The organism is Streptomyces sp. NPDC046915, from assembly GCF_040644935.1.
Lineage (GTDB): Bacteria > Actinomycetota > Actinomycetes > Streptomycetales > Streptomycetaceae > Streptomyces.
The window spans coordinates 291,186-312,003 of the sequence record NZ_JBEYXB010000002.1; the positions used below are offsets into that span (position 1 = coordinate 291,186).

The window sequence follows — 20,818 nt, forward strand, 5'->3', positions numbered from 1 at the left end:
ACACCTCGTCCAGCGTGACCCGCGGCGACGGGCCACGCCAGGCGTATCGGAGGCTTTCCGCCCTTTGTGGGCGTTACGCACCTTGCGTGACGTACGTCTAGTACGTCAGCCCGTGACCGATGGGATACAGCACCTGTGTCGGATCGTCCGCCCGCTGCACCGGCACCGGCAGCTTCCCGCGCGGCCGGACCCGCCCGGCGATCACCCGGGCGACGGCGCCCAGTTCGACGTCCGTCCAGGAGTACGTCGCCAGGTACGACTTGACGGAAGGGAGGACGGCGATGTCGTACGGGTTGCGGACCGCGACCGCCACCACCGGCCCGCCCGTCCCGACGAGCCGGTTCACCAGAGTCTTCTGACCGCTGCCCGCCGTGACGTTGTACGTCGCCACGACCACCGCGTCCACGTCCCGCGCGGCAGCGACCGCCTTGGTGACGGTCGCCTCCGAGGGGGCCGTGCCCGTCGACAGGGCCGTGGCCGTGAAGCCCAGCTCGGTCAGGGCGGCGGCCAGCACGCCGGTGGGCGGGCCCGTGGTCCCGGACGGGGAGGCCGGGTCGGCGCCCACCACCAGCAGCCTGGGGTGGGTGCGGCGGGACAGCGGGAGCAGTCCGCCCTCGTTGACCAGGAGCGTGGTGGTGCGTTCGGCGATGCGGGCGGCCGCTCTCACATGCCGCGGAGTGCCGACGGTCCGGTCCACCCCCTCCGTGCTGACGTACGGGTGGTCCAGCAGCCCCAGCTTCGCCTTCAGCCGCAGAATCCGCAGGATCGATTCGTCCAGCCGCGCTTCGGTCAGCTCGCCCGCCTGGACCGCCGCGAGCACGGCCTTCCACGCCACGTCGATGGACGGCGGATTGAGCAACTGGTCGACGCCCGCCTTCAGCGCGAGCACCGGCACCCGGTCGTCCCCGTACTTCGTGCGGACCCCTTCCATGCCGAGGGAGTCGGTGACCACGACCCCGTCGTAGCCGAGTTCCCCGCGCAGGATGCCGGTGAGGACGGGATGGGACAGGGTGGCCGGGTCACCGGAGTCGTCGAGCGCCGGGAACTGGATGTGCGCGGTCATCACCGAGTCGATGCCCGCCCGGATCGCCGCCCGGAACGGCACCGCGTCCAGCTTCTCCCACAGCTCACGGCTGTGCGTGATCACCGGGAAGCCGAAGTGGCTGTCGACCGCGGTGTCCCCGTGCCCCGGGAAGTGCTTGGCGGTCGTCGCCACCCCGGCCGCCTGGTACCCCCTCACCTCGGCCGCCACCAGGTCGGCCACGGCCTCCGGATCGGCGCCGAAGGAACGCACGCCGATGACCGGGTTGGCCGGGTTGACGTTCACGTCCGCGTCGGGGGAGTAGTCCTGGCGGATGCCCAGCGCGCGCAGCTCCGCCCCGGAGATCCGGCCGAGGGTGCGGGCGTCGGTGCGGGAGCCGCCGGCACCGATCGCCATCGCGCCCGGGAACAGCGTCGCGGGCTTGCCGACGCGGCACACGGCGCCGTGCTCCTGGTCGGTGGTGATGAGCACCGGCAGACCGCGGGCCTGGCCGAGCGAGGCCTGCTGGATGCCGTTGGACAGGTCCGCGATCTGATGGGGGTCCCGGGTGTTGTGCGCCCAGGTGAAGTAGATGATGCCGCCGACCCGGTACTCGGCGATCAGCTCGGCGGCCGTCCGTACGCCGAGCTCCTTGAGGTTGGCGTCGATGTCGGCCTGGTCGGGGGCGGTGGCCGAGTGACCGTACACCCGCATCACGAAGAGCTGACCGACCTTCTCCGCCAGCGTCATGCGGGCGATGAGCGCGTGGAGCTTCTTGTCGTCGGGCTTCCTGTCCTCGGGTGCGGCGTGCGCGGTGCCGCTGACGGTCGCGGCGGCGGTGAGGCCCGCGGTCGCGGCGAGGACGGTACGTCTGGAGGGGCGTGCGGTGCTTCCCGTGCTTTCCGCGCTTCCGGTGCCGGTGTGGTGCACGTGCACTCCTTCCGGAAAGGATCCGCTGGAGAGGTCCGCCGGAGGTCTCCTGAAGGAAACTTCCGAGAAGTCACCCATATCCGGGAAGTTTCTGCCAGTCAAGGGAATCCACAGGGCATGGCCCCGGAAGGGGGCCGCCATCGGCGCAGTTGGAGGGGGGCGCGCCGATGGCGGTGTGCTGCCGGGCGCGGTGCGGCGGAGAGGGTGGTCAGCGATCGCAGCCAGCAGCGAGGGCCGACACCGCACCGCGGAGGCTGGTCCGGCAGTTCGCGGGTTGGACGGGGATGGGCCGAGGTGGGTTCCCGTACCGTTCCCGGACGGCCGTGACGCGCCGTCGGCCGGGCCGGGTGTGTCCGGCTGTCAGTCCAGGTCGTAGTCGAAGGAGTACGGGAAGGGCGTCTCGCCGGGCCGGTAGACGAAGGTGCCGGTGCCGCGCAGTCCGGCCAGTTCCCCGGTGCCCGACCCCGGCACCACCTCGAAGGAACAGCGCACCGAACCGTCGGCCTCGAACGACCCGCGCTCCTCCAGGACGAAGCTCCCCTCCCGCCCGTCGAGCCGCCCCGCCAGCAGCTCCATGCCGGTGAACGTCCCGGTCTTCCCGGTGGTGTAGACGATCGTGTACTCGCAGGTCGTACGGGCCGCCTCGATGCCGCCGGTGAAGGCGTTGACGACGGAGGCGTGGGCGAGCCGCGGGAGGGGCTCCTGCGGGCCGGCCGGGTTCTCCTTCCAGTCGGCGTAGGAGATGTGGCCGGTGGCGTGCGTGGGCATGCGGGTCCTTTCGCTCGGTGCCGTGCGGTGCGTGCCCCAGCCTGGCCGCCGTACCTGACACCTTCTGTCAGGTACGGCGAGAATGCCGCCATGCGCGCCGACCGGCTCCTCTCCCTGCTCCTGCTGCTCCAGAACCGCGGCCGGATGACCGCGCCCGAACTCGCCGCGGAGCTGGAGGTGTCCGTCCGCACGGTCTACCGGGACATCGAGGCACTCGGCGCGTCGGGCGTGCCGGTCCGCGCCGACCGCGGCCCCGCCGGCGGCTACCGCCTCATGGACGGCTACCGCACCCGTCTGACCGGCCTCACCGACGCCGAGGCCGACGCCCTCTTCCTCGCCGGAGCACCCGGCCCGGCGCGGGACCTGGGCCTCGGCGCCGTCCTCGCCACCGCCCAGCTGAAACTGCGCGCCGCCCTCCCCGCCGAACTCGCCGACCGCACCCGACGCGTCCAGGAACGCTTCCACCTCGACACGCCGGCCTGGTTCCGGGACGCCGACCCGGCCCCGTACCTGGAGCCGGTCGCCCGAGCGGTGTGGGAACAGCGGGTGCTGCGCGCGCACTACCGGCGCTGGCGCGGGGAGGTGCACCGGGAACTGCGGCCCTTGGGACTCGTGCTCAAGGGGGGCAATTGGTATCTGGTGGCGCTGGCGGACGCGGAGAGCGTCCGTACGTACCGGATGTCCCGGTTCCTGACCGTCGACGTCACGCCCGGCGCCTTCGAACGCCCCGCCGGATTCGACCTGGCCGCCCACTGGGCGGAGTCCTCCCGGCGCCTGGAGCGGGCCCTCCACCAGGACACCGCGCGCCTGCGGATCTCCCCCCGGGCCCAGCGTCTGCTGCCGATGCAGTTCGGGGCGCTCGGCAGGCAGACCCTGGACAGTGCCGGGCCGCCGGACGGCGAGGGCTGGGTGGAGGTGGACATGCCGGTCGAGACACGGGCCGTCGCGGTCACCGACCTGCTGCGGCTCGGCGCGGAGGCGGAGGTGCTCGGCCCGCCCGAGCTGCGGCAGGCGATGACGGAGGCCGTGGCCGCGTTGGCCGACCGCTACGGCTTGGCCGGGCGGGCGTGAGCCCGGCCGGGGGCGCTCACCGCCCATGAGGGCCCTACGCCGAGTCGCTCAGCAGCCGTACGAGGTGCTGGCGGCCCGCGTCCAGCAGTCCGGGGAGCGGGGCGGCGGATTCGTACCACCGCTTCTCGTACTCCCAGCACAGCCAGCCGTCCCAGCCGTGCCGGGAGAGCACCTCCACGCACTCGGTGAGCGGCAGTACGCCGGCGCCGAGCGGCAGCGGGGTGGTGTCCTCGGCCGAGGCGATGTCCTTGACCTGGACGTATCCGAGGTGCGGGGAGAGCGCCGCGTACGACTCGGAGGGCTGTTCGCCGCCCAGCCAGGTGTGCATCACGTCCCAGAGCGCGCCGACCTGGCGGTGGCCGACGGGGCCGAGGACGCGGATCGCCTCGGCGCCGGTGCGGTGCGAGTCGTGGGTCTCCAGCAGGATCCGGACGCCGAGGGCGGCGGCGTCCTCGGCGGCGGTGCCCAGCCGCCGGGCGGCCGTGGCGTCCGCGTCGGCCCGGGGCTGGTCGGGGGCGGCGCCCGGGAAGACCCGTACGAAGGGTGCCCCGAGGTCGTGGGCGAGTTCGAGGAGTTGCCGGATCTCGCCGAGCACGGCCTCGTCAGCCCCGGGCGCGGCGACGCGCGCGTACCCGGCGAGGCCCAGGATCTCGACGCCGGTCGACTTGAACGCGGCGGCCACGTCGGCCCGTTCGGCGGGACCGAGGCCCGCGTGCACCGGTTCCTCCGGGTGCGCGCGCAGCTCGACGCCGTGGTAGCCGTGTTCGGCCGCGAGGGCCAGTACCTCCGGTACGGGCAGGCCGGGGACACCGAGGGTGGAGAACGCCAGCTTCATGGGGCGGACACTACCCGGCACCGCGCGTCACTCACCTGATCCGCGCAGATCGGCGATCCCTTATTCGGCGGGGGCGGCCCGGTACACGTTCACCAGCGCCCCGGTCTTGGCGGCGGTCGTGGACACCGGCTCCAGCCAGCTCGTCACCGCAGGGACCATTCCGCCTCCGCACCGGCCGATCAGCGCCGCGGCACCGCCGTGGACCCCCGCACCATCAGCTCTCCCCGAACCGTCGCGATCCCCCCGGGCGGCGGCTCCTCCCGGCCCATGGCGATGCGGCCGGCCCGCGCGCCCGCCTCTGCCAGCGGCAGCCGCACCGTGGTGAGGGCGGGTACCGCGTCGATGCTGAACGGCAGGTCGTCGAACCCGGCGACCGAGACGTCGGCGGGGATCCGCAGCCCGGAGTCCCGCAGGGCCGCGCAGGCGCCGAGGGCGACGGAGTCGTTGGCGGCGACGACGGCGGTGAGGGAGGGATCGCGGCGCAGCAGTTCGAGCGTCGCCTCGTAGCCGGAGCGCCGGTCGTAGCGGCCGTGCACCGTCCAGCGCGGGTCCTCCTCGATGCCGGCCGCGGCCAGTGCCTCGCGGTGGCCTTCGAGCCGGTGCCGGGTGGTGGTGCGTTCCTCGGGGCCCGCGATGTAGCCGAGCCGGCGGTGGCCGAGGCCGATGAGGTGTTCGGTGAGCTGCCGGCCGCCGCCGCGGTTGTCGAAGGTGAGCGCGACGGCCTGGGTGTCGGGGGCCGGCGGGCGTCCGCACAGCACGACCCGGGTCCCGGCCTCGTCAAGCTTGCGCAGCTTCGCGGCCACCGCCGCCGCGTGCGGCGCCTCCTCCACCGCGCCGCCGGTGAGCACCACGGCTGCGGCGCGCTGCCGCTGGAGCAGGGTCAGGTAGGTCAGTTCGCGCTCGGGAGAACCGCCGGTGTTGCAGACGACGGCCAGCCGTTCCCCGCCGGCCCGTCCGCCGGGGCCGCCGATCTCCCCCTGGATCGCGCCGGCCATGATGCCGAAGAAGGGGTCGGCTATGTCGTTGACGAGGATGCCGACGAGGTCGGAGGTCGCCGCCGCCAGGGCGCTGGCGGGGCCGTTGAGGACGTAGTCCAGCTCGTCCACGGCCCGTAGCACCCGCTCCCGTGTGGAGGCTGCCACGGGGTAGTTGCCGTTCAGCACGCGCGACACCGTCGCGGGCGAGACCTGGGCGCGGGCCGCCACGTCCGCCAGGGTCACCGTCATCTCGTCGTCCTCCGGTCGTGCATATCGTCGTACGTCCTCGTAGACAGGCCACCCCACGGACACGGTTCCGTTAAGTGCCGAGCAGACCATAAGGCCAACGGGCCCGTTTGTTCGCCCCCTCGAACAACTCGGAGTGGTCCAGGCCTTGTCCGGAGCCCCGGTCAGAGGCTAGCTTCTCATTGGATAGAAAGCGCTTGCTGTACTTGCTTGCTGTACTGCTTACCGGGCGCCCGGCGCCCATGAAGGGGACTGACGTGACACGCAAGACGGTGCGTATCGCCATGAACGGCGTCACCGGGCGCATGGGCTACCGACAGCACCTCGTCCGGTCGATCCTCGCCCTGCGTGAGCAGGGCGGACTCGACCTCGGTGACGGCACCGTGCTGTGGCCGGAGCCCATCCTGATCGGCCGCCGTGAACACGCCCTGCGGGAGATCGCCGATCGGCACGGCCTGGAGCACGTCTCCACGGACGTGGACGCGGTCCTCGCCGACCCGGACGTGGACATCTACTTCGACTCCCAGGTCACCTCCGCCCGCGAGGAGTCGATCAAGAAAGCGATCGCTGCGGGCAAGCACGTCTACACCGAGAAGCCCACCGCCACCGGCCTCGACGGTGCCCTCGAACTCGCCCGCCTCGCGCACGCCGCCGGCATCAAGCACGGCGTCGTACAGGACAAGATCTTCCTGCCGGGCCTGCTGAAGCTGAAGCGGCTCATCGACGGCGGGTTCTTCGGGCGGATCCTCTCCATCCGCGGAGAGTTCGGCTACTGGGTGTTCGAGGGCGACTGGCAGCCCGCCCAGCGCCCCTCCTGGAACTACCGCGCCGAGGACGGCGGCGGCATCGTCGTCGACATGTTCCCGCACTGGGAGTACGTGCTCCACGAGCTGTTCGGCCGCGTGCAGTCCGTCCAGGCCCTCGCCGCCACCCACATCCCGCAGCGCTGGGACGAGAACGGCAAGCCCTACGACGCCACCGCCGACGACGCCGCCTACGGCATCTTCGAGCTCGAGGGCGGCGCCATCGCCCAGATCAACTCCTCCTGGGCGGTCCGCGTGGGCCGCGACGAGCTGGTGGAGTTCCAGGTGGACGGTACGGAGGGGTCGGCCGTCGCCGGGCTGCGCAAGTGCCGCGTACAGCACAGGAGCGCGACCCCCAAGCCGGTCTGGAACCCCGACATCCCCGCCACCGAGGTCTTCCGCGAGCAGTGGCAGGAGGTCCCGGACAACGCCGAGTTCGACAACGGCTTCAAGGCCCAGTGGGAGCTGTTCCTCAAGCACGTCTACGCCGACGCCCCCTACCAGTGGGACCTCCTCGCCGGCGCCCGCGGCGTCCAGCTCGCCGAGCTGGGCCTGAAGTCGTCGGCCGAGGGCCGCCGTATCGACGTACCGGAGATCGCGCTGTGACCATCCGACTGCCCGACGCCCAGGGGGGCCTGCGGACCTACGAGCCGCGCACCGAGCCGCTCGCCCTCACCCCCGGCACCCCCTTCACCTCCCGTACGGTCTTCTCGGCGGCGCACGTCGTCGCCGACCCGTACGCCGACGTGTCCCCCGACTCGCCCGCCGCCGTCGACTGGGACGCCACCCTCGCCTTCCGCCGCCACCTGTGGTCGCACGGGCTCGGCGTCGCCGAGGCGATGGACACCGCCCAGCGCGGGATGGGCCTCGACTGGGCGGGCGCCGCCGAGCTGATCCGCCGGTCCGCCGCGGAGGCCCGGAGCGTGGGCGGCCGGATCGCCTGCGGGGTCGGCACCGACCAGATCACCGGCGGGTCTCTCGTGGAGATCCGCACGGCGTACGAGGAGCAGCTCGCCCTCGCCGAGGAGTCCGGCGCGCAGGCCATCCTGATGGCCTCCCGCGCCCTCGCGGCCGCCGCGCGGGGCCCCGAGGACTACCTGGAGGTCTACGGCCACCTCCTGCGCCAGTCCGCCGAACCGGTCGTCCTGCACTGGCTCGGCCCGATGTTCGACCCGGCACTGGAGGGCTACTGGGGCTCCTCCGACCTGGACGCCGCCACCGACACCTTCCTGGAGGTCATCGCCGCCCACCCGGACAAGGTCGACGGCGTCAAGATCTCCCTCCTGGACGCCCAGCGCGAGATCGACCTGCGCCGCCGCCTCCCGCAGGGCGTGCGCTGCTACACCGGCGACGACTTCAACTACCCCGAGCTGATCGCGGGCGACGCGAAGGGCTTCAGCCACGCCCTGCTCGGCATCTTCGACCCGCTGGGCCCGCTGGCGGCCGAGGCGGTACGGGTGCTGGACACCGGGAACACGGCCGGTTTCCGCGCCCTCCTCGAACCCACGGTGGAGCTGTCCCGCCACCTCTTCCAGACCCCGACCCGCTTCTACAAGACCGGTGTCGTCTTCCTGGCCTGGCTCGCCGGCCACCAGACGCACTTCACGATGGTCGGCGGCCTCCAGTCGGCCCGCTCCCTCCCGCACTTCGCCCGAGCCTACGAACTCGCCGACGGACTGGGCCTGTTCCCGGACCCGAAGCTGGCCGAGGAGCGGATGAAGAACCTGCTGTCGCTGTACGGGGTGAACCAGTGAGCACGACGAACGGCCTCGAGCGCTTCTCCGTCAACCAGATGACGGTCAAGCAGCTGTCGATGCCCGAACTCGCCGACGCCTGCCGCGACCTGGGCGTCACCAACGTCGGCCTGTGGCGCGAGCCGGTGCAGACGTACGGCCTGGAGGCGACGGCGAAACTGGTCCGCGACGCGGGTCTCACCGTCACGACCCTGTGCCGGGGCGGCTTCCTCACGGCGATCGACCCGGAGGAGCGGGCGGCGGCCCTGGCCGACAACCGCCGCGCCGTCGACGAGGCCGCGACCCTCGGCACCGAGGTACTGGTCCTGGTCTCCGGGGGCCTGCCCGCCGGCTCCAAGGACCTGCACGGCGCCCGCGAGCGCATCGCGGACGCCCTCGCCGAGCTGGGGCCGTACGCCGAGGACCACGGAGTGAGGCTGGCCATCGAGCCCCTCCACCCCATGTACGCCTCGGACCGCTGCGTGGTCTCCACCCTCGCCCAGGCCCTCGACCTCGCGGAACGCTTCCCCGCCCACCAGGTCGGCGTGACCGTCGACACCTACCACATCTGGTGGGACGACACCGCCCCCGCGCAGATCGCCCGGGCGGGCGCGGGCGGCCGTATCCACACCTTCCAGCTCGCCGACTGGACCACCCCCCTGCCCGAGGGCGTGCTCAACGGGCGCGGCCAGATCGGTGACGGCGCGATCGACATGCGGGAGTGGAAGGCGTACGTGGAGGCGGCCGGCTACACCGGGCCCATCGAAGTGGAGCTGTTCAACGACGCGTTGTGGGCACGCGACGGACGGGAGGTGCTGGCCGAGACCGCGGCGCGGTTCGTGGAACACGTCGTGGCATGACGGCATGACGGCATGACGGCATGACGGCCGTCGTGGGACGCCGCCGCGGGGCCCCGCCGGAGCGGGGACCCCTCGACGTCGGCGATCAGCTCTCGTTGTGGCAGTTGTACGGGTTGGGGTCGCCGAAGTCGTGGCCGGCGAAGCAGGCCCGGAAGTCGTAGCCGTTGGGCTTGAACAGGAACGCCATGTCCTGGGTGTTGTTCCAGATGTAGTTGCCGCTGCCCCAGTACAGGTGGCCGGCGGTGTTGGTGCCCCGGCCGGTGTGCAGCTTGACCGTCTTGCCCGCGCCGAGCTTGTACGACGGGAGGGTGTAGTGGTGTCCCGCCACGTCCTCGACCGACCAGCCCTTGAGCTGCACCGCGGCCGAGGTGCCGTTGTGGATGTTGATCCACTCGTTGTTCAGGCTCGTGTTGGAGCGGGTGTCGCTGCCGGGGCTGTCGTACTGCCATCCGCCGAAGTGAACGGTTTTCGGATCGGTGGCGGCGGAGGCCGGGGTGGCGGCGATGGTGGCGGCGGCCATGGCGGCAGCGGCGGTCAACACGAAGTACTTCTTCAAAGCGGGTCCCTCCCCTGTGCATGTACACGCCCCGGCCGCGCGCTGCGGCGCGCGGGAGCCGGGGCGGCCGTCATGTTGACACATCGCACACGTGATCCACTGCGGTGGGGGGTGCGGAAAAAAATCTTGAGAAGCAGTGCAACCCTCCCCGCCCCTACGGTGTCGTACCTGGCGTCAGAACTTCTGGTGGGGGATCCGGGGGGATCGCGGGGGTTCTGATACGGAGGGGAAAAGCCGAGGGGCCCGGTCGACGAGACCGGGCCCCTCGAAGCTTCCCGTACCCGCGGGCACGGGGTCCGTCAGAAGAACACCCCGCACCGCAGCAGCACGTTCGCGTACGGCCGGGCCTCTCCCGTGCGTACGACCAGACGCGCCCCCGCCGACAGTTCCTTCAGCCGCTCGTGCGGGACCAGGGCCAGGTCGGGGAAGTGCCCGTCCAGCAGCGCCGCCGCCGCCGGATTGGCCTCCCGTACCTCCGTCGCCGCGGTCGCGCCCTCCACCGCCAGCTCGGCCAGCAGGCCGTCCAGCACCTCGGCGAAGGACGGCACACCGGCGCGGAAGGCCAGGTCCACGACCCGGGGGCCGTCGGGTATCGGCATGCCCGCGTCGCACACGAGTACGCCGTGCCCATGCCCCAGCTCGGCGAGCGCGCCGGCGAGGTGACGGTTGAGGATGCCCGCCCGCTTCACAGTGACCCACCTCGCACAGTTGTTCCGGGGGCGCCGGCCGGCCCTCTGCCGGGGGTCCGGGGGTTGTCCCCCGGATGGGCACGGCACAGGGCGTCGACCTCCTGCGCCGTCGGGAACGACTCCTGCGCGCCCCGCTTCGTCACGGCGGCCGCCCCGACCCGGGCGGCGTGGGCCGCCGCCTGGGCGAGGGAGGACCCCGCCCCCAGCCGCCAGGCCAGCGCCGCGGTGAACGCGTCGCCGGCGCCCGTGGTGTCCACGGCGTCCACCTTCACCGACGCGACCGGCGTGACGCCCTCCGCCGAAGCCACCAGCGCGCCCTCGGCGCCCAGCGTGACCACCACCGACCGCGGGCCCTTCGCCAGCAGCAGCCGGGCCCAGTCCGCCGGCTCCTCGCTCACACACGACTCGCCCAGGATCACCCTCGCCTCGTGCTCGTTCACGATCAGCGGATCGCAGGCCGCCAGCACCTCCGGCGGGAGCGGGCGCGGCGGAGAGGGGTTGAGGACGAAGCGGCTGCCCGCGGGCAGGTTCCGTACGACCTCCACGACCGTCTCCAGCGGGATCTCCAGCTGCGCCGAGACCACCCGGGAGGCGCGGAAGAGGCCGCTCGCGGCCCGTACGTCCGCGGGCGTCAGACGGCCGTTGGCGCCCGGTGAGACCACGATGCTGTTGTCCCCGGACGGGTCCACCGTGATCAGCGCGACCCCGGTCGGCGCGCCGCCGACCAGCACGCCCACCGTGTCCACCCCGGCCGCCCGCTGCGAGTCGAGCAGCAGCCGGCCGTGCGCGTCGTCGCCGACCCGGGCCAGCAGGGCCGTACGGGCCCCGAGCCGGGCGGCCGCGACCGCCTGGTTGGCGCCCTTGCCGCCCGGGTGGACGGCCAGATCGCCGCCGAGCACCGTCTCGCCGGCGCCGGGGCGTCGCTCGACGTCGATCACCAGGTCGGCGTTGGCCGATCCCACGACCAGGAGGTCGTAGTCGTACATGAAATGAACTCCCCTGAGAGAAGACACCCGTTGCCGGATGTCAGCCGTTGGCGGCTGTCACCCGTTGCCGGATGACAGCCGTTCGCGGAGGTCAGCCGCTGAACCCGGCCACGTTCTCCTTCGTGACCACCTTCACCGGCACCTTCACCGTCGCCGCGACCTTCTTGCCCTGGACGGCCCGCAGCGCGTTGTCCACCGCGATCTTTCCGAGCTGGCTGGGCTGCTGCGCGACGGACGCGTACAGCGTGCCGTTCTTCACAGCGGTCAGGCCGTCCGGGGTGCCGTCGAAGCCGACGACCTGGACCGACCTGCCGGCCTTGGAACCCAGCGCCTTCACGGCACCGAGGGCCATCTCGTCGTTGGCGGCGATGACGCCCTGGACGTCCGGGTGGGCCTGGAGCAGGTTCGACATCACGTCGAGCCCCTTGGTGCGGTCGAAGTCGGCGGGCTGCTGGGCCAGCACCTGGATGCCCGGGTAGGCCTTCAGCCCCTTGGCGAATCCTTCCGCCCGCTCCCGGGCGGCGGAGGTGCCCGCCTGGCCCTGAAGGATCACGATCTTGCCCTTGCCGCCGAGCTTCTCGGCGATCGTGCGGCCGGCGAGCTCACCGCCGGCGACGTTGTCGGAGGCCACCAGGGCGTCCACCGAGGCCTTGTTGACGCCCCGGTCGACCGCGATGACCGGGATCTTCGCCTGGTCGGCGGCCTTCACGGAGTTGCTCGCGGCGTCCGAGTCCACCGGGTTGACGATGATCGCGCCCAGGCTCGAACTGGTGAAGTTCTGCAACTGGTTGGCCTGCTGGGAGGCGTCGTTCTGGGCGTCCGTGACGGTCAGGTCCACGCCCAGCTTCTTCGCCTCGGCCTGCGCGCCCGCCCGGATCTGCACGAAGAAGGGGTTGTTGAGCGTGGACAGGGACAGGCCCATCTTCGGGCTGGTCGTCGCCGAGGAGCCGTTGTGCAGGAAGGAGGTCGCGCCGACGAGCGCCACCGTCACGACCGCCGCGAGTGCGTACGTCCCCGCCTGCTTGCCCTTGTCGCCGCCCGTGCCCGCGGCCACCGGGGTCGCCCCGGCCTTGCGCCGCAGCGTGTCCAGCAGCACCGCCAGCGCGATGACGACACCGATGACGACCTGCTGCCAGAAGGCGGAGACGTTCAGGAGGTTCAGGCCGTTGCGCAGCACCGCCAGGATCAGCGCGCCGATCAGGGTGCCGGACGCCTTGCCCGTACCGCCCGCCAGCGACGCCCCGCCGATCACGACCGCGGCGATCGCGTCCAGCTCGTAGCCGTCGGCGGCCTGCGGCTGCGCGGAGGAGAGACGGGCGGCGAGCACGACGCCGGCGACCGCGGCGAACAGGCCGGAGAAGGCGTAGATCGCGAGCTTCTGCTTCTTGACGCGCAGGCCGGAGAGACGGGCGGCCTCCTCGTTGCCGCCGATCGCGTACATGGAGCGGCCGATGTACGTCCGGCCGAGCACGAAGGCCGCGATCAGACCCATGACCACCATGACCAGCACCGGCACGGGCAGCCAGCCGCCGAGCGTGTCGCCGAGGTGGGAGACCGAGCCCGGGAAGGGGATCGGGGAGCCGTCGGAGATCACCAGCGACAGACCGCGGGCCACCGACAGCATGGCGAGCGTCGCGATGAACGGCGGCAGCTTCCCGTAAGCGATCAGGAAGCCGTTCACGAGGCCGGCGGCTATGCCGGTGGCGACGGACAGCACGACCGCCAGGAACACCGGCACGCCGTGCGAAGTCGCACTCCAGGCGAGGACGGTGGCCGACAGCGCCGCCACCGACCCGACCGACAGGTCGATCCCCGCCGAGACGATCACGAAGGTCACACCGAAGGCGAGGACGGCGGTCACGGCCGCCTGCACACCCACGTTCAGCAGGTTGGCGGTCGTCAGGAAGTCCCCGGACAGCGCCGACAGCGCGATGACCAGGACGATCAGCGCGGTCAGCGCGCCGTTGTCGAGGAGCAGACGACGCAGTCCGCTCGTGGCGCCACCGGCGCCCGTTGTGCTCTTGAGCGTGTCAGTGGCCACGGCTGGCCTCCGTTTCGGTGGTGGGGTCGGTGGTGGAACCGTCGGCGGTGGGGTTGCTGAGGGCAGCGGGGTTGCTGACGGCGAGCGCCATGACGGCGTCCTGGGAGGCCTCCTCGGCCGCGAGTTCGCCCGCGATCCGCCCCTGGGCCATCACCAGCACCCGGTCGCTCATGCCGAGGACCTCGGGCAGGTCGCTGGAGATCATCAGGACGGCGGCACCGGCGGCCGTCAGCTCATTGATCAGCTGGTAGATCTCGACCTTGGCGCCGACGTCGATGCCGCGCGTCGGCTCGTCGAGGATCAGCACCTTGGTGTTCGCGAGCAGCCACTTGCCGATGACGACCTTCTGCTGGTTGCCGCCGGACAAGGTCCGTACGTGCTGCTCGAGTCCGGCCATCCGCACCCCCAGCTGCCCGGCGATCCGCTCGGCCGCCGCGTGCTGCGCCTTGCGGTCGACCAGCCCGGCCCGGGTCGCGGCCCGCATGGTCACCAGGCCGAGGTTCTCCGCCACGGAGGCGTCGAGCACCAGCCCCTGGCCCTTGCGGTCCTCGGGCACGAGCCCGATCCCGGCGGCCATGGCGGCGCCCACGTCGTGCCGGCGCAGTCCGGCCCCCGCGACCTGCACGGAGCCCTGGTCGTACGGGTCGGCGCCGAACACCGCCCGCACGACCTCCGTACGGCCCGCGCCGACCAGCCCCGCGATGCCGACGACCTCACCGGCGCGCACCTCGAAGCTCACGTCGTGGAAGACACCGTCCCGGGTCAGCCCCTCGACGGCGAGCAACGCGGCGCCCTGATCGGGCCGTTCACGCGGATACTGCTGCTCGATGGACCGCCCCACCATGAGCCGTACGAGCTCGTCCTCGGGCATGTCGGCCGGGACCTGCCCGACGGACCTGCCGTCACGGATGACGGTGACCCGGTCGCCGAGCTCGGCGATCTCCTCCAGATGGTGGGTGATGAAGACGATCCCGACCCCGTCCTCGCGCAGCCTGCGCACGATGGCGAAGAGCTTCTCGACCTCCTCGGAGGTGAGCACGGCGGTCGGCTCGTCCATGATGAGCACGCGCGCGTCCAGGCTGAGGGCCTTGGCGATCTCGACCATCTGGAGGCGGGCGATGCCGAGTTCACGGACACGCGCGCGTGGGGAGACGTTCACGCCCACACGCGAGAGCAGGACCTCGGCGTCGGCCTCCATCCTCTTCCGGTCGATGACGCCCAGGCGGCGCGGCTGGCGCCCCAGGAAGATGTTCTCGGCGACCGTCAGATCGGGTACGAGGTTGAACTCCTGGTAGATGGTGGCGATCCCGAGGCGCTCGGAGTCCTGCGCACCGTGGATGCGCACCTCCTCGCCGCCGACCAGGATGCGCCCGGCATCGGGGGTGTAGGCGCCGGAGAGCATCTTGATGAGGGTGCTCTTGCCCGCGCCGTTCTCACCGAGCAGCACGTGCACCTCGCCCCGGCGCAGATCGAAGTCGACGCCGTCCAGCGCGACCACGCCGGGGAAGGTTTTCCGTATGCCCTCGATGCGCAGCAACTCGTCCGGGTTGCTCACGACGTGCTCCTTTGCACTGGGGAGGGGGACTGAGAGGGGGACTGAAGGGGGGAAGGGAATTCGATGGGGGAGGAGGGAGCCTCGCCGCACGAGCGGCGTACGACGAGACGGGCGGAGAAGGTGGCGGACGCGGGAGGACGTCCCTCGATGCGGTCGACCAGGGCCCGTACGGCGGCCCGGCCCAGCTCGCCCGTCGGCTGGGCGATCGCCGTGACCGGCGGATCGGTGTGCACGAACCACGGAATGTCGTCGAACGCGGCCAGCGCGATGTCGTCCGGCACGCGCAGCCCGCGCGCGCGGATCGCGTCCAGTGCGCCCAGGGCCATCAGGTTGTCGGCGGCGAACACGACCTCCGGCGGCTGAGGGAGATCCAGGAACCCTTCGGTGACCCGCCGCCCGCTCTCGGCCTGGAAGTCGCCCTGGCCCGTGTAGGCGTCCGGGAGGGGAAGCCCGTACTCGGCCATGGCGGCCCTGAAGGCCTCGACGCGCTCACTGCCGGTGGTGGTGGCCGCGGGCCCCGCGATGATCGCGAGCCGCCGGTGCCCCAGCCGGTGCAGATGTGCGACGAGATCGCGGATGGCCGTCTGCCCGTCGGCCCGTACGACGGGCACGTCCACGCCCGGGATCCACCGGTCCACGAAGACCATCGGCGTCCCCCCGCGCGCGGCGTCCAGCATCAGCGGGGAGCCGCCGTCGGTGGGGGAGACGAGCAGGCCGTCGATACGCCGCTCGAGGAGCGTCCGTACGTGATGGTCCTGAAGGTCCGGCCGCTCGTCGGCGTTGCCGATGATGACGCTGTAGCCGAGCGCGCGGGCCTCCTCCTCGACGGAGCGGGCCAGCTCGGTGAAGTACGGGTTCATCACGTCGCTGATGACCAGGCCGAGGGTGCGGGTCTGGTCGGTGCGCAGCGAACGGGCGACGACGTTCGGGCGGTAGCCCAGCGCCTCGACGGCGGCCATCACGCGCGTGCGTGCGTCGTCGCTGACCGACGGGTGATCGTTCAGCACCCGCGACACCGTGGCGACGGACACACCCGCCTCGGCGGCAACGTCCTTGATGCTCGCCATCGCCGGCTCCACCTCCTTGTGGCTCCTGTGGACCTCATGGACCTCATGGAATCGTTTACATGAAGTCGTACGGAGGATTGGAAACGATTACATGGGGTGGAAGCAAGGGGGATGGGTGGCCGAAATCGAATCGTGACCGGGGTGGGGAGGGAGGGTGGGTGCGCTCACCTGCCGATCGGACGGGGACCGCCCCCGCCTTCACGGCCTTCCTCGAAGCCCTCAAGGAGCTTCGGCACGCCCGCTAGAGCCAGAACACAGCAGCAAGCGCGACGAGCGTCCCGAGCGCGATCACCCCGCCGAAGATGCCGAAGCCGATGGCGATCTTGACGCTCGCGGGCCTGATCTCCCGCCAGCCCAGTTCCCGGGCCACGTCCCGGATCAGGCGGTGGCCCTCGGCGGAGGAGAAGCTGTACTGCTGGGTGCCGTCCAGGTTCCAGGTCCTGGTGGCGTACACGCTCCGGCCGGTGGACACCGTCCTGCCCAGGCGTACTCCGCCCGGGCCGGCCTCGTACTCGACGGTGCGGACGACGTCCGTCATCGTGAAGGCCTTCTCCTGCGGGCGCAGCGCGACGCGGTAGGTATGCACCTGGTCGACCCGGTGCCGGGTCAACAGCTCCTGCCACTGCGGGGCGTTGACGTCCACGGTCAGTTCGAGGCCCCATTCCGTCCGGCGCGGGCGGTACGGCGTCCCGGCGACGGCGGCCTCGACGCGGGTGTGGAACGCCTCGACCGGGTCCTCGGCCGCGCCCGTGCTGCCGGCTGCTGTCATGGGCACGCACGGTAGCAGTGCCCTCTGTCACACCCCACCGGTACCGTCGGATCATGGCGCAACAGGCGGGGAACCCCACGACCCCTACGGGCGAACGGCGGCTCGCCGTGCTCGAAGGCGTGCTGGAGAGGATCACGTACGCCAATGAGGAGAACGGCTACACGGTCGCCCGCGTGGACACCGGCCGGGGCGGTGGTGATCTCCTCACGGTGGTCGGCGCGCTGCTCGGTGCGCAGGTGGGGGAGTCCCTGCGGATGGAGGGGCGCTGGGGGTCCCATCCCCAGTACGGCAAGCAGTTCACCGTCGAGAACTACACGACCGTACTGCCCGCCACGGTCCAGGGCATCCGCCGCTACCTCGGGTCGGGGCTGGTCAAGGGCATCGGACCGGTCTTCGCCGATCGGATCACGCAGCACTTCGGGCTGGACACCCTGACGGTCATCGAGGAGGAGCCGAAGCGGCTCATCGAAGTCCCCGGGCTCGGGCCGAAGCGGACCAAGAAGATCGCCGACGCCTGGGAGGAGCAGAAGGCGATCAAGGAAGTCATGCTCTTCCTCCAGACCGTCGAGGTGTCCACGTCCATCGCGGTGCGGATCTACAAGAAGTACGGGGACGCCTCGATCTCCGTCGTCAAGAACCAGCCGTACCGGCTCGCCGCCGATGTCTGGGGCATCGGCTTCCTCACCGCGGACAAGATCGCCCAGTCGGTCGGCATCCCGCACGACAGCCCGGAGCGGGTGAAGGCGGGCCTTCAGTACGCGCTGTCGCAGTCCGCTGACCAGGGGCACTGTTTCCTGCCGGAGGAGCGGCTGATCGCCGACGCCGTGAAGCTGCTCCAGGTCGACACCGGTCTCGTCATCGAGTGTCTCGCCGAGCTGGCGGAGCCTGGGGACGAGGGGGAGGAGCCCGGGGTCGTACGGGAGAAGGTTCCGGGCCCCGACGGCGACTCGGAACCGGTCACGGCCGTCTACCTCGTGCCCTTCCACCGGGCCGAACTCTCCCTCTCCGGTCAGCTGTTGCGGCTGCTGCGCACGGAGGAGGACCGGATGCCCGGCTTCCGGGACGTGGACTGGGGCAAGGCGCTGGGCTGGCTGAAAGACCGTACCGGCGCCGACCTCGCCCCCGAGCAGGAGGCGGCCGTGAAGCTGGCGCTCACCGAGAAGGTGGCCGTCCTGACCGGTGGTCCCGGCTGCGGCAAGTCCTTCACCGTCCGCTCGGTCGTGGAGCTGGCCCGTGCGAAGAAGGCGAAGGTCCTGCTCGCGGCGCCCACCGGGCGGGCCGCCAAGCGGCTGGCGGAGCTGACCGGGGCCGAGGCGTCCACGGTGCACCGTCTGCTGGAGCTGAAGCCGGGCGGTGACGCGGCCTACGACCGGGACCGTCCGCTCGATGCCGATCTGGTGGTCGTGGACGAGGCGTCCATGCTGGACCTGCTGCTCGCCAACAAGCTGGTGAAGGCGGTCCCGCCGGGGGCCCATCTGCTGTTCGTGGGGGACGTGGACCAGCTGCCCAGCGTCGGGGCGGGCGAGGTGCTGCGGGATCTGCTCGCCGAGGGAGGCCCGATCCCCGCCGTGCGGCTCACCCGGGTGTTCCGCCAGGCCCAGCAGTCGGGGGTGGTGACGAACGCGCACCGGATCAACTCCGGGCAGCACCCGGTCACGGACGGCATGAAGGACTTCTTCCTCTTCGTCGAGGACGACACGGAGGAGGCCGGCCGGCTCACGGTGGATGTCGCGGCCCGGCGTATTCCGGCCAAGTTCGGCCTCGATCCGCGCCGGGACGTGCAGGTGCTCGCGCCCATGCACCGCGGTCCGGCGGGCGCCGGCACCCTCAACGGTCTGCTCCAGCAGGCGATCACCCCGGGCCGTCCCGACCTGCCCGAGAAGCGGTTCGGCGGCCGGGTCTTCCGTGTCGGCGACAAGGTCACCCAGATCCGCAACAATTACGAGAAGGGCAAGAACGGGGTCTTCAACGGCACCGTGGGCGTGGTCACCTCGCTCGACCCGGTCGACCAGCGCCTGATGGTGCTGACGGACGAGGACGAAGAGGTTCCGTATGAGTTCGATGAACTGGACGAACTGGCCCATGCGTACGCGGTGACCATCCACCGCTCGCAGGGCAGTGAGTATCCGGCGGTGGTGATCCCGGTCACCACCGGGGCGTGGATGATGCTCCAGCGCAATCTGCTCTACACGGCGGTCACCCGCGCCAAGAAGCTGGTCGTCCTGGTCGGTTCGCGCAAGGCGATCGGCCAGGCGGTGCGCACGGTGTCGGCGGGGCGGCGCTGTACGGCACTCGACTTCAGGCTCCACGGGGCCGGACGGGCCTGACATCCCGCCCGGCATCCCGAAAATGATCGATCAAATGAGTCGTGAAGGTCACAGAGCACTTCCAGATGCCGGATCGAGGGGGCAGGATGAGCAGGTTGGCGGCACTGAGTGCCGCCAGTAGGCCCAATGGTCGACCCCGAGTGCACTCTCCTGAGCCAAATGGGGGATGGTAGAGACAGTCAGGGCACCTCTGAAGAAGAGGCACTACGTCGGTGAGGGAAGACGTGAGCGACAACTCTGTAGTACTGCGGTACGGCGACGGCGAGTACACCTACCCGGTGATCGACAGCACCGTCGGCGACAAGGGCTTCGACATCGGCAAGCTCCGCGCCCAGACCGGTCTGGTGACCCTGGACAGCGGTTACGGCAACACGGCCGCCTATAAATCCGCCGTCACCTACCTCGACGGCGAGGCGGGCATCCTGCGGTACCGCGGCTACCCGATCGAGCAGCTGGCCGAGCGCTCCACCTTCCTGGAGGTGGCCTACCTGCTGATCAACGGTGAGCTGCCGACCGTCGACGAGCTCACCACGTTCAAGAACGACATCACGCGGCACACCCTGCTGCACGAGGACGTCAAGAACTTCTACAAGGGCTTCCCGCGAGACGCCCACCCGATGGCCATGCTGTCCTCGGTCGTCTCGGCGCTGTCCACGTTCTACCAGGACAGCCACAACCCGTTCGACGAGAAGCAGCGCAACCTCTCCACCATCCGCCTGCTCGCCAAGCTCCCGACCATCGCGGCGTACGCGTACAAGAAGTCGATCGGTCACCCGTTCGTCTACCCGCGCAACGACCTGAGCTACGTCGAGAACTTCCTCCGCATGACCTTCTCGGTCCCGGCGCAGGACTACGAGCTCGACCCGGTCGTCGTCTCCGCTCTCGACAAGCTGCTGATCCTGCACGCGGACCACGAGCAGAACTGTTCGACGTCGACGGTCCGTCTGGTGGGTTCGTCCCAGGCGAACATGTTCGCGTCGATCTCGGCCGGCATCAGCGCCCTGTGGGGCCCGCTGCACGGCGGCGCCAACCAGTCCGTGCTGGAGATGCTGGAGGGCATCCAGGCGACCGGCGGCGATGTCGACTCCTTCATCCGCAAGGTGAAGAACAAGGAGGACGGCGTCCGCCTGATGGGCTTCGGCCACCGGGTCTACAAGAACTTCGACCCGCGCGCCAAGATCATCAAGGCTGCCGCGCACGACGTGCTGTCCGCCCTCGGCAAGTCCGACGAGCTGCTGGACATCGCGCTGAAGCTGGAGGAGCACGCGCTCTCCGACGACTACTTCGTCTCGCGCAGCCTCTACCCGAACGTGGACTTCTACACCGGTCTGATCTACCGGGCCATGGGCTTCCCGACCGAGATGTTCACGGTCCTGTTCGCCCTCGGCCGCCTGCCGGGCTGGATCGCCCAGTGGCAGGAAATGATCAAGGAGCCGGGTTCCCGCATCGGCCGTCCGCGCCAGATCTACACCGGTGTGGTGGAGCGGGACTTCGTTCCGGTCGAGGAGCGCTGAGCTTCTTCCCCGGCGTCCGGGAGCGCGCGAGCCTCTCGGACGCCTGATGGCGCATAGCTCGGACGCCTGA

17 protein-coding genes are annotated in these 20,818 nt (G+C 71.1%); 6 read left to right on the plus strand and 11 right to left on the minus strand.

From position 1 onward, the window contains the following. Window positions 1–97: 97 nt before the first annotated feature. Together ABZ915_RS06090 and ABZ915_RS06095 are read right to left on the minus strand one after the other, a co-directional pair. The gene (locus tag ABZ915_RS06090) at window positions 98–1,951 is read right to left on the minus strand and encodes a glycoside hydrolase family 3 protein (protein WP_361796567.1); all 1,854 of its coding nucleotides are present in this window, start codon (window positions 1,949–1,951) and stop codon (window positions 98–100) included. A gap of 360 nt (window positions 1,952–2,311) precedes the next feature. Continuing rightward, window positions 2,312–2,719, minus strand: a complete 408-nt coding sequence (locus ABZ915_RS06095) for a DUF3224 domain-containing protein (protein ID WP_361796570.1) — start codon at window positions 2,717–2,719, stop codon at window positions 2,312–2,314. A gap of 90 nt (window positions 2,720–2,809) precedes the next feature. Here ABZ915_RS06095 and ABZ915_RS06100 point away from each other — a divergent pair, with 90 nt between their 5' ends. After that, entirely contained in the window at window positions 2,810–3,790 is a 981-nt protein-coding gene (locus ABZ915_RS06100) for a WYL domain-containing protein (protein ID WP_361796573.1), read from the plus strand. Between the two features lie 34 nt (window positions 3,791–3,824). On the opposite strand, the gene ABZ915_RS06105 is transcribed toward ABZ915_RS06100, so the two are convergent. Both ABZ915_RS06105 and ABZ915_RS06110 read right to left on the minus strand, forming a co-directional pair. Further along, a complete protein-coding gene (locus tag ABZ915_RS06105) occupies window positions 3,825–4,625 on the minus strand; it encodes a sugar phosphate isomerase/epimerase family protein (RefSeq protein ID WP_361796576.1) in 801 nt (266 codons plus the stop codon). Window positions 4,626–4,804: 179 nt separating this feature from the next. Next, on the minus strand, window positions 4,805–5,851 hold the full coding sequence (locus tag ABZ915_RS06110; protein ID WP_361796579.1) for a LacI family DNA-binding transcriptional regulator: 1,047 nt from the start codon (window positions 5,849–5,851) through the stop codon (window positions 4,805–4,807). Between the two features lie 254 nt (window positions 5,852–6,105). Here ABZ915_RS06110 and ABZ915_RS06115 point away from each other — a divergent pair, with 254 nt between their 5' ends. The 3 genes from ABZ915_RS06115 to ABZ915_RS06125 are packed head-to-tail and all read left to right on the plus strand — an operon-like array spanning window position 6,106 to window position 9,244. Further along, window positions 6,106–7,257, plus strand: coding sequence for a Gfo/Idh/MocA family oxidoreductase (locus ABZ915_RS06115; protein WP_361796582.1), 1,152 nt, complete (start codon window positions 6,106–6,108; stop codon window positions 7,255–7,257). Then, a complete protein-coding gene (locus ABZ915_RS06120; protein WP_361796585.1) occupies window positions 7,254–8,405 on the plus strand; it encodes a dihydrodipicolinate synthase family protein in 1,152 nt (383 codons plus the stop codon). Before ABZ915_RS06115 ends, ABZ915_RS06120 begins: the two co-directional genes overlap by 4 nt. 38 nt (window positions 8,406–8,443) lie before the next feature. Continuing rightward, the gene (locus ABZ915_RS06125; RefSeq protein WP_361797710.1) at window positions 8,444–9,244 is read left to right on the plus strand and encodes a sugar phosphate isomerase/epimerase family protein; all 801 of its coding nucleotides are present in this window, start codon (window positions 8,444–8,446) and stop codon (window positions 9,242–9,244) included. A gap of 85 nt (window positions 9,245–9,329) precedes the next feature. On the opposite strand, the gene ABZ915_RS06130 is transcribed toward ABZ915_RS06125, so the two are convergent. From ABZ915_RS06130 to ABZ915_RS06160, 7 genes are all read right to left on the minus strand, one after another. Further along, entirely contained in the window at window positions 9,330–9,785 is a 456-nt protein-coding gene (locus tag ABZ915_RS06130; RefSeq protein ID WP_361796588.1) for a lamin tail domain-containing protein, read from the minus strand. 314 nt (window positions 9,786–10,099) lie between these two features. Continuing rightward, window positions 10,100–10,489 carry a D-ribose pyranase gene (rbsD, locus tag ABZ915_RS06135; RefSeq protein ID WP_361796591.1) on the minus strand — a complete coding sequence of 130 codons (390 nt, stop codon included), beginning with the start codon at window positions 10,487–10,489 and terminating at the stop codon, window positions 10,100–10,102. Beyond that, window positions 10,486–11,475 (minus strand): ribokinase, encoded by a 990-nt coding sequence (locus tag ABZ915_RS06140; RefSeq protein ID WP_361796594.1) that lies wholly within the window; start codon window positions 11,473–11,475, stop codon window positions 10,486–10,488. The genes rbsD and ABZ915_RS06140 overlap by 4 nt, the downstream gene beginning before the upstream one ends. A 91-nt stretch (window positions 11,476–11,566) precedes the next feature. Further along, complete coding sequence (locus ABZ915_RS06145) at window positions 11,567–13,516, minus strand: substrate-binding domain-containing protein (RefSeq protein WP_361796597.1); 1,950 nt, start codon at window positions 13,514–13,516, stop codon at window positions 11,567–11,569. Beyond that, window positions 13,506–15,071: a sugar ABC transporter ATP-binding protein gene (locus tag ABZ915_RS06150; protein ID WP_361796600.1), complete on the minus strand. Its 1,566-nt coding sequence runs from the start codon at window positions 15,069–15,071 to the stop codon at window positions 13,506–13,508. The genes ABZ915_RS06145 and ABZ915_RS06150 overlap by 11 nt, the downstream gene beginning before the upstream one ends. Continuing rightward, complete coding sequence (locus ABZ915_RS06155) at window positions 15,068–16,138, minus strand: LacI family DNA-binding transcriptional regulator (RefSeq protein ID WP_361796602.1); 1,071 nt, start codon at window positions 16,136–16,138, stop codon at window positions 15,068–15,070. Before ABZ915_RS06155 ends, ABZ915_RS06150 begins: the two co-directional genes overlap by 4 nt. A 241-nt stretch (window positions 16,139–16,379) precedes the next feature. Continuing rightward, the gene (locus tag ABZ915_RS06160) at window positions 16,380–16,907 is read right to left on the minus strand and encodes a hypothetical protein (protein ID WP_361796605.1); all 528 of its coding nucleotides are present in this window, start codon (window positions 16,905–16,907) and stop codon (window positions 16,380–16,382) included. Window positions 16,908–16,960: 53 nt separating this feature from the next. On the opposite strand from ABZ915_RS06160, the gene ABZ915_RS06165 reads away from it, so the two are divergent. Beyond that, window positions 16,961–19,234 carry an ATP-dependent RecD-like DNA helicase gene (locus tag ABZ915_RS06165; RefSeq protein WP_361796607.1) on the plus strand — a complete coding sequence of 758 codons (2,274 nt, stop codon included), beginning with the start codon at window positions 16,961–16,963 and terminating at the stop codon, window positions 19,232–19,234. A 224-nt stretch (window positions 19,235–19,458) separates the two neighbouring features. Further along, on the plus strand, window positions 19,459–20,748 hold the full coding sequence (locus ABZ915_RS06170; protein ID WP_361796610.1) for a citrate synthase: 1,290 nt from the start codon (window positions 19,459–19,461) through the stop codon (window positions 20,746–20,748). Window positions 20,749–20,818 lie beyond the last annotated feature (70 nt).